11 protein-coding genes are annotated in these 14,066 nt (G+C 64.4%); 5 read left to right on the top strand and 6 right to left on the bottom strand.

Features of this window, described 5'->3' with window-relative positions:
• Positions 1-285 precede the first annotated feature (285 nt).
• The 4 genes from H7995_RS16310 (at position 286) to H7995_RS16295 (ending at position 5,226) form a co-directional block, all read left to right on the top strand.
• The gene (locus H7995_RS16310; RefSeq protein ID WP_185818627.1) at positions 286-957 is read left to right on the top strand and encodes an ABC transporter ATP-binding protein; all 672 of its coding nucleotides are present in this window, start codon (positions 286-288) and stop codon (positions 955-957) included.
• Complete coding sequence (locus tag H7995_RS16305) at positions 954-3,431, top strand: ABC transporter permease (RefSeq protein ID WP_185818611.1); 2,478 nt, start codon at positions 954-956, stop codon at positions 3,429-3,431. Before H7995_RS16310 ends, H7995_RS16305 begins: the two co-directional genes overlap by 4 nt.
• Entirely contained in the window at positions 3,421-4,506 is a 1,086-nt protein-coding gene (locus H7995_RS16300) for a lipocalin-like domain-containing protein (protein ID WP_185818610.1), read from the top strand. The genes H7995_RS16305 and H7995_RS16300 overlap by 11 nt, the downstream gene beginning before the upstream one ends.
• A 141-nt stretch (positions 4,507-4,647) precedes the next feature.
• Positions 4,648-5,226 (top strand): hypothetical protein, encoded by a 579-nt coding sequence (locus H7995_RS16295; protein WP_166589048.1) that lies wholly within the window; start codon positions 4,648-4,650, stop codon positions 5,224-5,226.
• A 278-nt stretch (positions 5,227-5,504) separates the two neighbouring features.
• Here H7995_RS16295 and hglS read toward each other — a convergent pair whose 3' ends face one another.
• The 3 genes from hglS to H7995_RS16280 form a co-directional block, all read right to left on the bottom strand.
• Entirely contained in the window at positions 5,505-6,902 is a 1,398-nt protein-coding gene (gene hglS, locus H7995_RS16290) for a 2-oxoadipate dioxygenase/decarboxylase HglS (RefSeq protein WP_182341018.1), read from the bottom strand.
• 180 nt (positions 6,903-7,082) lie between these two features.
• Positions 7,083-8,012 (bottom strand): alpha/beta fold hydrolase, encoded by a 930-nt coding sequence (locus H7995_RS16285; protein ID WP_185818609.1) that lies wholly within the window; start codon positions 8,010-8,012, stop codon positions 7,083-7,085.
• Between the two features lie 20 nt (positions 8,013-8,032).
• Positions 8,033-9,487 (bottom strand): flavin-containing monooxygenase, encoded by a 1,455-nt coding sequence (locus H7995_RS16280; RefSeq protein ID WP_185818608.1) that lies wholly within the window; start codon positions 9,485-9,487, stop codon positions 8,033-8,035.
• Positions 9,488-9,714: 227 nt separating this feature from the next.
• On the opposite strand from H7995_RS16280, the gene H7995_RS16275 reads away from it, so the two are divergent.
• Positions 9,715-10,788, top strand: coding sequence for a diguanylate cyclase (locus tag H7995_RS16275; RefSeq protein ID WP_182341012.1), 1,074 nt, complete (start codon positions 9,715-9,717; stop codon positions 10,786-10,788).
• Positions 10,789-10,822: 34 nt separating this feature from the next.
• On the opposite strand, the gene H7995_RS16270 is transcribed toward H7995_RS16275, so the two are convergent.
• From H7995_RS16270 to H7995_RS16260, 3 genes are read right to left on the bottom strand one after another with little or no spacing between them, the layout of a single operon-like run.
• On the bottom strand, positions 10,823-11,755 hold the full coding sequence (locus H7995_RS16270; protein ID WP_182341010.1) for an ABC transporter substrate-binding protein: 933 nt from the start codon (positions 11,753-11,755) through the stop codon (positions 10,823-10,825).
• Positions 11,748-12,119, bottom strand: coding sequence for a (2Fe-2S) ferredoxin domain-containing protein (locus H7995_RS16265; protein ID WP_206684629.1), 372 nt, complete (start codon positions 12,117-12,119; stop codon positions 11,748-11,750). Before H7995_RS16265 ends, H7995_RS16270 begins: the two co-directional genes overlap by 8 nt.
• A 13-nt stretch (positions 12,120-12,132) precedes the next feature.
• Positions 12,133-13,998, bottom strand: coding sequence for a TonB-dependent receptor plug domain-containing protein (locus H7995_RS16260; RefSeq protein ID WP_232534641.1), 1,866 nt, complete (start codon positions 13,996-13,998; stop codon positions 12,133-12,135).
• Positions 13,999-14,066 lie beyond the last annotated feature (68 nt).

The following is a 14,066-nucleotide window of genomic DNA, read 5'->3' as shown; positions in this document are numbered from 1 at the left end:
TCCGGCCTGCTTTTCCTGGTGTACCAATCTCCCCCTGTGGGAGCGGGCTTGCCCGCGATGGCGATCTGCGCCACACCGTAGATTTCGACATGCCCCCCAATTCCCCGTAACAGCTGCCGAGCCTGCGTTCGAGGACGCAGTCCTCGCCGCCCTTCACTCCTGAACCTTGACCAGGCCTGTCTGGATCGCCGTCTCCCCCGACAATCGTCAAACGACAAAATCCATGCAGGGCCGATGACCCCGTCCGCTATCCTTGAGCTCTCCGTCACCGAGCGAGCGTTGCCCATGCTGGAGGTTCAAGGGGTGTTCAAGAACTACGCCACCGCCCAAGGGCCCTTGCCGGTGTTGTTGGGGGTCGACCTGCGCCTGGAGCAGGGCAGCAGCCTGGCGCTGATGGGCGAGTCGGGCAGTGGCAAAAGCACGCTGCTGCACCTGGTGGCCGGGCTGGATCAGGTCGATCGCGGCCACATCCGGATCAACCAGCAGCCATTGGAGGGGATGAATGAACGCCAGCGCGCTCATTGGCGGCGCACTGAAATCGGCCTGGTGTTCCAGCAGTTCAACCTGATCGGCAGCTTGCGCGTGGAAGACAACCTGGCCTTCCAGGCGCGTCTGGCCGGGCGCCTGGATCCGGCCTGGCAGGCGCAGCTGGTGGAGCGCCTGGGCCTGGGGGATCTGCTCAGGCGCTACCCGGAGCAACTGTCCGGTGGCCAGCAGCAGCGTGTGGCGCTGGGGCGGGCGCTGGCCTCGCGACCGCCCTTGTTACTGGCGGATGAGCCCACCGGCAGCCTCGATGAAAGCAGCAGCGACGAGGTGCTCGACTTGATGCTCGAACTGCTCGCCGACAGCCCCAGCAGTTTGCTGATGGTCACCCACAGTCCGCGGATCGCGGCGCGGTTGGCGCAGCGGGTGGTGTTGCACGGCGGACGCCTGGTCGACTCTGGCCCGCGGTCATGAACGTCTGGTGGCAAACCCTGCGGGCGCTGCTCAGCCACTGGCGCCGGCATCCGGTGCAGTTGTTCAGCGTGCTTATCGGCTTGTGGCTGGCCAGCGGCCTGCTGACCGGGGTCCAGGCGCTGAACAGCCAGGCGCGCGACAGCTACGCCCGGGCCAGTCAGTTGATCGGTGGCGAACCCCAGGCCAGCCTCGTGGCTGTCGATGGCGCAACCTTCGGGCAACAACTGTTCGTCGAGTTGCGCCAGGCGGGCTGGCCGGTGTCGCCGGTGTTGCAGGCCCGGGTGCAACTCAAGGACCAGCCCGACCAACGTTTGTTACTGCTGGGCATCGAGCCCCTGTCGTTGCCCATGGGCTCGGCGCTGGCCGGGCAAGCCCTGACGCTGGAGCAAAGGGTCGATTTTGTCAGCCCGCCGGGACGGACCTGGATTGCCCCGACAACGATGCAAACCCTGGGACTGCACGAAGGCGACCGACCGTTGACCACCACCGGCCGCACCTTGCCCGCGCTGCACGGGCAAGCCGACATGGCGCCCGGCGTGCTGTTGGTGGACATCGGCATGGCGCAGCAGGTGCTGCAATTGCCCGAGCAGCTTTCGCGCCTGCTGTTGCCCAAGGACTTTGCCGCCAGCGTGCCGCCGTTGCCGGAGGCCGTGAGCGCGCGTTTGCAGCTCAAGCGCAGTGACGAGGAAAACAATCTGGCGCGGCTCACCGAGAGCTTTCACCTGAACCTGGATGCCTTGGGCGTGCTGTCGTTTGTCGTCGGCCTGTTTATCGTCCACGCCGCCATCGGCCTGGCTCTGGAGCAGCGCCGAGGCCTGTTCCGGACCTTGCGCGCCTGTGGCGTGAGTGCGCGGTCGCTGATCGGCTGCCTGTGCCTGGAACTGGCGGGCCTGGCCTTGCTCGGTGGTCTGTTGGGGGTGGCCAGCGGTTACTTGCTGGCCAGTGCCTTGCTGCCCGACGTCGCCGCCAGCCTGCGCGGGTTGTATGGCGCCGAGGTGGCGGGGCAGTTGAGCCTCAGCCCCTGGTGGTGGTTCAGTGGCCTGGGCTTGAGCCTGCTGGGTGCCTTGCTGGCGGGGGGCAATAGCCTGCTGCGTGCGGCGCGCATGCCGCTGCTGGCGGTGGCCAATCCGCAGGCCTGGCACCAGGCCCACGCCCGCTGGTTGCGACGCCAGGCCTGGGTCGTCCTGGGTGCCGCGGCGATGGGGCTGCTGGCATGGGCCTGGGGCGACAGCCTGGCCAGTGGTTTTGTGTTGATGGCGGCGCTGCTGCTGGCGGCCGCCCTGGGTTTGCCGGTGCTGCTCGATGGCCTCCTGAATCTGTTGGCGCGGCGCCGTAGCTCGGTACTCGGGCAGTGGTTTCTCGCCGATTGCCGCCAGCAATTGCCGGCCCTGAGCCTGGCCCTGATGGCGCTGCTGCTGGCGCTGGCCGCCAACATCGGGGCGGGTAGCATGACCGCCGGCTTTCGCCTGACCTTCAATGACTGGCTGGAGCAACGCCTCAGCGCCGAGCTCTACGTCAATCCGCAGAACCCGGCGCAGGCCACGGCTTTGCAGCACTGGCTGGCCCGGCAAAACCTCGACGCGGTGTTGCCCAGTTGGCAGGTCGCACTGTCGTTGCAAGGCTGGCCGGCGGACCTGTACGGGGTGATCGACGACCCTAGCTACCGTACGCACTGGCCCTTGCTCGAAGCCCTGGGGGACCAACCCTGGGACCAGTTGGCGACGGGGGACAGGCTGATGCTCAGCGAGCAACTGGCACGCCGGCTCAAGGTGCGCCTGGGCGATCACCTGAGCATTGCCACGCCCCAGGGGCCGTGGTCGGTGCAATTGATCGGGATCTACGCTGACTACGGCAACCCCAAGGGGCACCTGTTAGTGAATTCCGAGCAGTTGCTGCGACATTGGCCAGGGCTGGCCCCCAATCGTTTCAACCTGCGGCTGCAGCCGGCACGGATTCCTGCACTGCTCAGCGCCTTGCACAGGGACTTTGCCCTGGATGACAGCCGCATTGTCGATCAGGCCCGGCTCAAGGGCTGGTCGAGCGAGGTCTTCGAGCGCACCTTTGCCGCCACGGCGGCGCTCAACAGCCTAACGCTGGGGGTGGCCGGCGTGGCCTTGTTCATCAGCCTGCTGACCCAAAGCGACAGTCGTCTCGGGCAACTGGCACCGCTGTGGGCGCTGGGGGTGACCCGCCGCCAGTTGATGCTGCTCAACCTCGGGCAGACCTGGTTGCTGGCGCTGTTGACCCTGGTGCTGGCGTTGCCCCTGGGCATCGCGCTGGCCTGGTGCCTGGACACGGTGATCAATGTCCAGGCATTCGGCTGGCGCCTGCCGTTGCGGGTGTTTCCCCTGCAGTTGGCACAACTGATGGGGCTGGCGCTGGTGGCCACGTTGCTGGCCTCGGCCTGGCCCTTGTTCAAGCTGTACCGCAGCCAGCCTGCGGACTTGCTCAGGCGGTTTGCCCATGACGATTAACCGGCTGTCTGCGTTGCTGGTGCTGGTGCTGGCGCTGGCATTGGCCGGGTGCGATAAGCCACCGCCTGACGACCAGGGGTTCGCCGGCCTGGGCAGCGATGCGGCGGCCTTCAGTCAGGTGACCCCCGGGCGCACGTTCAGCTTCCCCGCCGATCACGCCGCCCATGAAGGCTATCGCATTGAATGGTGGTACCTCACGGCCAATCTCAAGGACGCCCAGGGGCGTGAGTTCGGGGTGCAGTGGACGCTGTTTCGCAACGCCCTCAAGCCCGGCCCCGAGCAGCCGGGCTGGGCCAGTCAGGTGATCTGGCTGGGCCACGCCGCCGTAACCTCGGCCACTGCGCATCATGCTGGCGAACGCTACGCTCGCGGCGGAGTGGGTCAGGCCGGGGTCCAGGGCGTGCCCTTTGCGGCGTGGATCGATGACTGGCGCCTGAGCAGCCGGGCTGAGGCCCAGGAGCCGTTGGCCGAGATGCAGGTGCAGGCCAGTGGCGCGGGCTTTGCCTATCAACTGCAACTGACGACCCGCCGGCCCTTGGTGCTGCAGGGCGAGCAGGGTTTTAGTCGCAAGTCCGAGCAGGGCCAGGCCTCGTACTACTACAGCCAACCGTTTTTCCAGGCGCGCGGCACCCTGGAGATCGATGGCGTGCATTACCAGGTCAGTGGCCCGGCCTGGCTTGACCGGGAGTGGAGCAGCCAGCCGTTGCTGGCCGGGCAGAGCGGTTGGGACTGGTTTTCCCTGCACCTGGACAGTGGCGCGCACCTGATGCTGTTCCGGGTCCGGGAGAAGGACGGGCAAGGCTACCTCAGTGGCACCTGGATCAACCCGGACGGCAGCAGCCGAAGCTTGTCGCGCCAGGACATCAGCCTGACGCCCTTGGCCCGTAGCGAAGTGGCGGGGCGCCAGTTGCCGACCCAATGGTCGCTCAAGGTGGCGGGCGAGGGGTTGGACATTCGGGTCGCGGCGCTGAACCCCAGGGCCTGGATGGCCTTGCGCATTCCTTATTGGGAAGGTCCGGTGCAATTGAGTGGCACTCACTTGGGCACCGGCTACCTGGAAATGACCGGTTATTGAGGGCTGATTTGCAGTCCGCGGTGCTGTGCGGGAAGTTTTTAGGAAAAGTGCTGATCTATGTCTATGCTCACTCGACACACAAGACTTTAGGCTTGCGTAGTAAGTCACTGCCCATATTTATTGCACAGGGAATGTATCGCCATGAAGCTTCATACGCTGACCAAAGCCATCACACTTGCCACCCTGCTTTCTACCGGTAGTCTCAGTGCCTACGCTGCGGATATTCCCCTGACGGAAGTGGTCGAGGCCAATCAGGTGATCACCAAGGTGATCTCCGTCGATGCGGCCAATCGCGAGGTGGTACTCGAAGGCGCCGAAGGCAAGCCGGTGCACATCCAGTTGAGCGAAAAAGCCAAGGATCTGGGCAACCTCAAGGCCGGCGACAAGGTGCAACTGGACGTGATCCGTTCGGTCGGCACGTTCCTCGACACCGATATCGACAAGAGCCTGCCGGGCTCGGTTGAGCGGGTCGGGGAAATGCGCGCCACCGAGAACAATCCGAACCCGGGCGGCACTGCCTACCGTCAGGTCAAGGTGCAGCTGAAAATCACCGCCATTGACCTGGCGAAAAACCAGGTAACGCTGCAGAACCCGGCGGGCGTGAAAAAGACGGTGACCGTGGAAAAACCTGAGCTGCAGGCCAAGCTCAAGGACCTCAAGGTCGACCAGAGCGTGGTGGTGGTCTACACCGACGTGCTGAAGGTCACCACGGCGCACTAAGATTTCTTGTCGCAGAATCAAACGAAACCCGGTGAGGATGATCCCCCACCGGGTTTCGTTTTTTTTCGCTTATGAATTCCGTTGAAATATGACTGCACATTTATTCAGAATTTGTCACCGGACATATCTGCCAACTTGCATTAAAATTCCCCACGTTCGCCCAGTGCCATGGCTCTTTACCAGTGCAAGGATTGCCAGGCCATTACACTGGGCGAACTCCTTTCTACACAGTTCGACAAACAACATTCAGATGTACAACATTTATGAATGTTCGTGCCTTAGTTGCGCGCTGGCAGATTTAACGCCGCGTAACACTCTTCAAGCGAACGCTGCTGCGTTTGTGCATACAACCCCAGTTCATCGATGGTCGAACGCCCCAACGCCTGCTCGAACGCGGCTTGGTTGGAGTGCTGTGCATAGTGGGTCTGTGCGGCATCGCCCAGGTTCGACTGGAAGATCCCGGCGGCGCTGACCGGCAGGAAGTCCTCGTACACCAGCGGCTCGAACCGCAGGAAACCCGCCTGCAGCAAAGCGTCCAGGCTCAGGCCCTTGAGCGCTTGGGCAGGGGCGGTGCGGCCTTGTTCAGTGACGAAATACCGGAAGTAGGCCAGGTCTTGCTCACGCAGGGCGGCGTAGCTGTCCGGGAACGCTTCGAAGTGCTGGTGCATCAGGCGGTTGTAGCGTTCGGCGTTGGCCTCGTTGGGGAAGTCCTGAAGCTCGTCGCGGGCGGCATTCAGCAGCCGGTCGTAAAGCGCCCGGCCTTGGGGCGTCAGGGCCGCGCCGCGCTGCTCGATTTCGCCGAAGCGCGCGCTGTGACTGCCGCTGGCCTGCTGCTGGTCGGTGAAGGCGATGGCTTCATCCAGCGCTTTGAAGCTGGTCTGGCGCAGCAGGATCGGGCACTGGCGACGGGGCGGCCCCTCGATGACGGCCTTGGGGGTGATGCCATGCGCAGGCATCTGCGCCTGCACGATGTCGATGTCCAGGGTGCGCGGTGTCAGGTGGTTGATGTGCGGGCCCTTGAACGCCACCACGTCGGCGACCAGCCGGTGCTGGGCGCTCAGTTGCTGGTACTGCGCGGCGGTGACCGTGGCGTGGTGGTGCCAGCGGAAGGTCTCCAGTGCCTGTTCGACAAACGCCTGGGCCTGGGCTTCGTCGAGACCGCCTTGCTGTTCGGCCAGGTCGATCAGTTGCAGGGCCTGGGCGGTGAAGATCGAGCGCCGGGCCAGCACCGATTCGGCAAAGGCGCGCAGCTCGGGGTCGGCGATCAGTTCCAGGCGCAGCAGCGAGGTGAATACACGAAACGGGCTGATCTGCAGTGCGCTTTCATGCACGGCGCGAAACGCCGTGGAATGCACCGGCACCCCGGCCGGGGTGAGGTCGTAGTAACCCACCGGCTCCATGCCCATCACCGCAAACAGCCGGCACAGGGTGGCCAGTTCGCTGGCGCTGCCCACGCGGATTGCGCCGTGGCGTTCCAGGTCCAGGCGGTCGATTTCGCCCGTGGCACTCAGTTGCCGGGCGATGGCCGGATCCTGCTCCAGTACCTGGGCGTTGGTCTGGGCTACCAGCGCCATCAAGGCGCCGTACAACGGCACTTCTTCGCGGTACATGTCCGACATCGCCCGTGAGAAGCGTTGGCGGATCAGGTCAGGGCTGACGACGTTCTGGTTGCTCATGAATAGGAATCCCGGCGCAGTGACAGTGAAGTAGGCCGATTCTGTTCGGCGCTGGCGGGGCTTGCAAACGAAGTTTCTTCCGAACTTCATTCTGCAAACGACTGCTGCACAGGTCGTTATGGCTTCTCTGGCTGTTGCCTTTGCGGATCAGTAGTTTTTCGACTGTCGCCAGGCGTCGGGCTAACGCCGCGGGCGCTCAAGAAACTGCCGATACAAGGCTGCCGTCTGCGCGGGGCGCTCGACCATCGGCATATGGCCGATACCGTCCCAGATTTCCAGGCGGGCACCGGCGATGCCCTTGGCCCAGACTTGGGCGCTGCTGACATGCAGCAAGCGGTCTTCGCGCCCCCACAGCAACAGCGTCGGGGCGTGGATCTGCGCCAGCCGGGAGCCGATCGGCTGGCTGGCGTGAAAGTCCTCGAAGATCTCCGCCAGCTCGTCGCGCCGGTCCTCGTAATGTTCGGCAATCGCCGCCAGCACCACGCCCGGAACCCAGGGCGGGGAAGCCATGGTCATCCGATAGAGCCGCTTGAAGTCGTCTTGCGAGTGGATCAGGAACGGATTGGTGCCGGCGGCCAGCAGCCGCTCCATGTCGCTGGGCTCGGGTGAACTCAGGCCCGCAGGGTCAATCAGGGTCAGTGAGGCGATTCGACCCGGGTGGGCGGCCGCCAGCCAAGCGGCGATGTAGCCGCCCATGGAGTTGCCGATCACGTGGACCTTGCCGATGCCACAGGCGTCCAGCAACTGGATCATTCGTTCGGCCTGGGTCGGGATGTCGTAGCCGCCTCCGGCCTTGAACCCGGTTTCACCGTGGCCGGCCTGGTCGGGAATGATCACCCGGCAGTCGTCGACAAAATGCCGGGCGAAGCGCAACCAGATGGCCTTGTCGGCGCTGTAGCCGTGGAGCATCAGCAGGGTCCTGTCCGGTGTGTCCGGCCCGCCCTGGTAGGTGACCATGCCCATTTCCGCTATCGGCATGGTGACTTTTTCCAGGCGGTACAGGCGCGCCTCCAACGCGGTGCTGGCGTCGTACAACAGGTGGCCGATGCGCGGCCAGGTTCGCCAGGTCCAGTAGGCCAGCAGCACGGCAAGGATCAGCACAATCACCATCGCGTTCTCCCCAGTACATGTCAGGACAGGATGTGGTCGCCCGGTTTCAACCGGCGCGTCAGTTGGTGGTAGCTGAAACTGAATCCCGGAAACATGGCGATCACGTGACCGCTCTTGCTTTGATACCAGCTGTGGCAGCCACCGGATTTCCACACGGTGCGCTGCATTTGCTGGTGGATCATTTCGGTATAGGCGCTTTCGGCTTCCTTGCGTACCTCAATGCTGCGCAGACCCTGTGTCTTGAGGGTGCGAATGCAGTCGAGGATGTAGTTCATCTGCGATTCGATGATGAACAGGGCCGAGGTGTGGCCGATGCCGGTGTTGGGGCCGGTGACGATAAACAGGTTGGGAAAGTCCGGCAGGCTGGTGCCCAGGTAGGCGCGCGGGTAGAGCGCCCAGACGTCGCTGAGGCGAGTGCCGTGTTTGCCCAGCACCGGATAGTTGATGACTCCGTCGGTGGCGTCGTAGCCGGTGGCCCAGACGATCAGGTCGAGGTCGATGTGCTGGCCGTCGACGGTGCGGATACCGCGTTCGTCCAGCGCGGCAATGCCCTGGTCTCGACCATGCAAGGTGACGTTGGCGCGGGTCAGCGCCGGGTACAGGGTGCTGGACAGAATCACCCGCTTGCAGCCGATGGTGTAGTCCGGGGTGAGTTTTTGCCGCAGTACCGGGTCCGGCACCTGGCGCTTGAGATGATTGAGCGCCTGGTGCTGCACCAGCTTGAGGGCGGTCTTGGAGTATTTGAAGGCGATCACCCGGGTTTCGAACTGCCAATAGATCAGCCAGCGCAGCAGTTTGTAGGCCGGCTTGAGGCCCAGCAGCCAGCGCTGGAAACGGCCGAAATGGCGGTCGGCGCGGGGCAGGACCCAGTGTGGGGTGCGCTGGAACACATGCAAGTGGGCCACCTGCGGCGCAATGCTGGGAATGATCTGCGCGGCACTGGCCCCGCTACCGACGATGGCGACCCGCTTGTTGCGGTAGTCGTAGCGGTGATCCCAGGCATTGCTGTGGAAGGTGGTGCCGGCAAAACGCTGCTGGCCTTCGAACGCCGGGATCACCGGTTGGCTCAGTGGCCCGGAGGCGTTGATCAGGAACTGCGCCCGGAAGGTGCCTTTGCCACGGGTGAAGACCTGCCATTGCCGGGCGCTGTCGTCCCATTCGACCCGCTCGACATCGGCCTGCAGCTCGACCTTGTCGCGCAGTTGGTAGCGATCGACCACATGCTGGGTGTAGCGGTGCAGCTCGGCCTGTTCGGCGAACATCTGCGTCCAGGGCCAGGAGGCGAACGACAGGGAATAGAGCGGGGAGGGCACATCGACGGCGGCGCCGGGGTAGGTATTCTGACACCAGGTGCCGCCAAAAAAATCACGCCGTTCCAACAGGCGGAAATCGTCGATACCGGCCTTCTGCAGGTTGACCGCCGCACACTGGCCGCCAAAACCGCTGCCGATGATCAATACCTGATAGGTGTGCATGATCCTCCTCGTTTAGCGTTGCGCCGCACGCGAGTCTCGGCGGTGCGATAAGTCCCTCTCATTTATAGTCAATCTTTCGTCGCCGGGTAGGCCGAGTCACCTTTTTCTGGCTGCTGGACGGTGATGGCTATTTGACGTTGCCCTGATAGACTCCGAAGTATTGCCGTCTACGGAACTTGCCGTCGCAGGGTTCCCATCTGCCGCACCAAGAGGAGCGTTGACCCCCTATGCAGCCTGTTGCAGGAAAGGGTCTTTCAATGGCCAGGAGGTTGTACACCTCGCGCTCCCTCGGCTTGGTGCTGGGCCTGTTGTGCGTGGGCGCGGCGCTGCTGCCGCTCAAGCCGCCGGTGTGGCTGGTGGCACTGATGCTGTTCAACGGCCTGGTATGGCCGCACCTGGCGTACCAGTGGACGCGCCGCTCGGCACAGCCCTATCGCGCGGAATACCGCAACCTGTTGATCGACTCGTTCATGGGCGGCTTCTGGGTGGCGGCCATGCAGTTCAACCCGCTGCCCAGCGTCGCCACGCTGTCGATGATGGCCATGAACAACGTGGCCATCGGCGGCGTGCGCTTCCTGCTCGCCGGCCTCATGGCCCAGTCGCTGGGGCTGGGATTGGGACTGTTGTTGTTTTTTCCGGCCTTTATTCCGCCGACCAGTCCCTTGCAGTTGTATGCCTGCCTGCCGTTGCTGACCTTCTACCCGCTGGCACTGGGCTGGATCTGCTTTCGCCAGACCCATGCCCTGGGTAAAAGCAAACGCGAACTGTTGGCCCTGAGTCGTACCGACAGCCTGACCGGGCTGCTGAATCACGGGGCGTGGAAAGACGCCCTGGAAATCGAGTTCCAGCGCTGCCAGCGTCAGCAGGCCGGCGGGGCGATTGCCTTGATCGACATCGACCATTTCAAGTCGATCAACGACACCTACGGGCATGTCGCCGGGGACATTGTGCTGCGCCAGTTGAGCAAGATCCTCAAGCAGAACCTGCGCGCCACGGATGTCGCGGGGCGTTACGGCGGCGACGAGTTCTGCGTCATTCTCCCCGACGTGCCGCTGGCCCATGCGGTCCAGGCGATGGACGCCCTGCGCGACCGTTTTTCGGGCCTGGGCTACGAACAGAGCCCGGCCCTGCAAGTCAGCTTGAGTATCGGCCTGGCGGCGTTCAACCCGATGCACAGCGACGCCACGCAATGGCTCAGCGACGCCGACCTGGCGCTGTACGCCGCCAAGACCACCGGCCGCAATCGCGTCATCTGCCACGCCGACGGACTGGTCCAGCGCGTGGCCGTAGGGGTCCCGTAGCAGCCCGAACGCAGCCTCGCAGGCTCGACAGCGGCTACGGGCGACGGCCCTCGACTCCCATTTCCTTTAAACGCTGCGCCAACTCCAGCGCCACGCGCCCACTGGCGAACGTTGGCAGCAGATGGGCGAAGGGCACGTCGAGCATGCGGTTTTGCTTCACGGCCCGCAGTTGCGAGAGCACCGGGTCGTGGCGCAGCAGATACCGTTTGCGGCTGGCCGGAGACCAGACGGCGTCGGCCAGCAACAGCACGTCGGGGTCACTGGCGAGCAGGGTCTCGCGGCTCACGCTCAGGTGGCCCTGGTCGACCTCGGCGAAGGCATTGCGCGCCCCGGCGGCGCTGAGCAGGGCCGTGACGAAGGCGTGTTTGCCGACGCTGTCCAGGCCGTCCGCTTCGCTGTCCAGGTAGAACACCGACAACGGTTTGGTACCGCTGTGCAGGGCCGCGGCCCGGGCCAGGTCGGCGTCCAGGGCGGCGCTCAACTGCTGCGCCTGCCCGGGGCGTTGCAGCAGGGCGCCGAGGGTTTGCAGGTCGGCGCGGATGTGCGCGAAAAAATCCAGGGAGCGCTGGTCGCAGGCGGACTCCAGCAGGTAACTGGCAATGCCCTGGCGGGCCAGCATCGGCCGTGAGCTCAGGTGTTGCGCAAAGGCCGAGGCAAACCCGCCCACCACCAGGTCGGCGTGCTGGGTGTACAGCACCTCGGCCGATGGATAACGTTTGGAGATGAGCGGGATGCCGCGGTAGGCGCCGTGTTCGATCGCTTCCTTGTCATCGTCGATATAGGCCACGCCAATCAGCGTCGGACCGGCGCCCAGGGCCAGCAAGGTGTCGGCGCTGTGCTGGTTGAGCGCGATGATGCGTTGCGGCGCCTGCTCGATCACCTGGGTTGTTCCGCAGTTGTCGTAGGTCTGCGCCCATGCGGGTAGCGGGGCACAGAGCGACGCACTGAGCAGCAGTCGCCTAAGCATCGGGCGAACCTCCCGCACGCGCGCCGATCAGCAAGTGCGCGACCACCGCACCCGCTACCAGATGCCCGTCCACCAGTTGCTTGACCTCCTGGTCATCGCGCACCCGGTACCAGCAAGCATCCGGGTAAACGGTCAGCACTGGCCCCAGGTTGCAGGGGAACTGGCAGCCGGTGCGGGTCAGCAGGACGCCTTCGGGCGTTTCGATCCGGTCGTGCTTGAGCAATTCCCGGCGCAGGGTTTTCCACAACGCCAGGGACCCCCTAGCCACACAGCGCGGACCGGTACACAGGAACACCTGGCGGGCATGCGGCGGGATGCTCGACCAGGCCGGGTCGCTCGGCACGCCGTTGATGTCATATTCCATGGCAGACACTCCCTCAGAAACGGTAGGTGTAACGCACCTCTGTGGTGAACGGCCGGCCGAGGTTCTCCACGGACGGGCTGCCGGTGGTCATGCTGGTGGCGTAGTCACGGTCGAACAGGTTTTCCACCAGCAGGCTCAGGCGGTGGCGACGGGCGTTGTCCAGGTAGCGATAGGCGTCGGCATCGACCACCGAGTAGTGGCCGTAGTCCACGTCCTTGGCGCTGACCACCGAGCGGATGTAGCGCAGCGCCCCACCGGCGCCCCACCGGCGGTTCTCTGACTCGTAGCCCAGGCGCGAGCGGGCGAAGAAGCTCGGGATGTTGCTGATGGTCACGCCGTTGCGGCCTTCCACCAGGTTGCGGGTCATGTCGCCTTGCAGGCTCCAGCGCTCATTGAGTTGCCACTGGCCGTCGACTTCGATACCGCGCACCAGGATCTCACCATCACCGTTGACCCACTGGTCGCCGTCGAGGGTGATCAGGTCGTCGATTTCCCGGCGAAAGCCGGTGATGCTGGCGCTGAATTCGCGATCCAGCAGGGTGCCTCGATAATCCAGGCCCAGTTCGGCATTGCGGCTTTTCTCGGCCTTGAGGTTGGGGTTGCCCATCTCCTCGCCAGGTTCGTTGACGTACAACTGCTCGGCGTTGGGCAGTTTGTAGGCGCTGCCGAACTGGCCTCGCAACGCCCAGTGCTCCGTCAGGTCGTAGAGCGAGGTCAGCATGCCGACCGTGGCGTTTTCGCCGCCGCTCAGGTGCTCCTGGCGTACGCCGATGCTCGGGTGCCAGTCCGGCAGCGCGGCGATCACCGGGCGCAGTTGGGTATAGAGAGCGTGGGCTTCGGCCTGCTGGTTGTCGATGACCATGACATCGTCCTGGCCCTTGAACCACTGGTTGTCGCTGCCGAACACCAGCACGTGGCCACCGGGCAATTCGGCCTTGCCCTCGGCCTGCAGGCCCCAGTCGGTGAAACCCCAGTAGTCGTTGTGGTTGAGTACCCGGGTGCCGCCACCTTCCAGGTTATAGACCCGGGTGTAGCGGGTGTCCCAGTCGTTGACGTGGCCTTTGAGGAAGTAGCTCAGGTCTTGATTGACCTGCTGTTCGAAGGTGGCCGTGGCGATCTGTTGCACCCGGTCGTTGCGGGTGTTGCGGTTGTCCGTGGGGCGGGCGAAGTCCAGATTGGCGTCGCTGTACTGGTAGAACAGTTCCAGGCGCGAATCGTCGCCGAAGGCCTGGGTGGCCTTGGCGCCGAAGGTGCTGACTTCGTAGCCGCGCTTGCGGTCGGTGGCGGTGCTGCGCATGTCACTGCTGCGAAATGGCTGGTAGCCGTCGGAGACGTTGTGGCTGACGTACGCCAGCAAGCCCAGGTCGCCAAAGCCGTTGCTGACAATCTGCTCGGCGCGCGCGTCGCCGCTGCGGCCCATGAAGCTGTCCAGCCCCATGTTGACTTCACCGGAGGTCTCGCGGGTCTGGGCGCTGCGGGTCACGATGTTGATCACCCCGGCCACGGCCTGGGTGCCGAACAGCAGACTTTGCCCGCCCTTGAGCACTTCGATGCGTTCAATGGCATTGGCCGGCAGGGTGTCGAGGTAGAGCCCACCGTACAGGCGATTGTTCAGGCGCACGCCATCGAGCAGGATCAGGGTGTCGTCGTTGCGCCCACCCAGCAGCGAATAGTTGGCGTAGTCGAAGGGGCCGTTTTTCGGCGCGACGTAGAGGCCGGGTACCGACATCTGCAGCACGCGGGTGATGTCGGCATCGGGGCCGGCGCGCTCGATCTGGGCGCGGTCGATGATCTCGACCTTGCTGCCAAAACGCGCCATTTCGGCCACGGTGGTGGATTCCACCGACGGTGCGCTGACGAGTTGCTGGTCGAGGGTCATGGCCGGGGTATCGGCCAGTGCGGGGGGGCTGATCAGGCAGAGCAGGGCGCCACAGGCATACAGTCGCG

The sequence above is a fragment of the Pseudomonas kielensis genome (genome assembly GCF_014236655.1).
In the GTDB taxonomy this organism is placed as follows: domain Bacteria; phylum Pseudomonadota; class Gammaproteobacteria; order Pseudomonadales; family Pseudomonadaceae; genus Aquipseudomonas; species Aquipseudomonas kielensis.
This window is presented reverse-complemented; position numbering and strand designations above follow the sequence as displayed.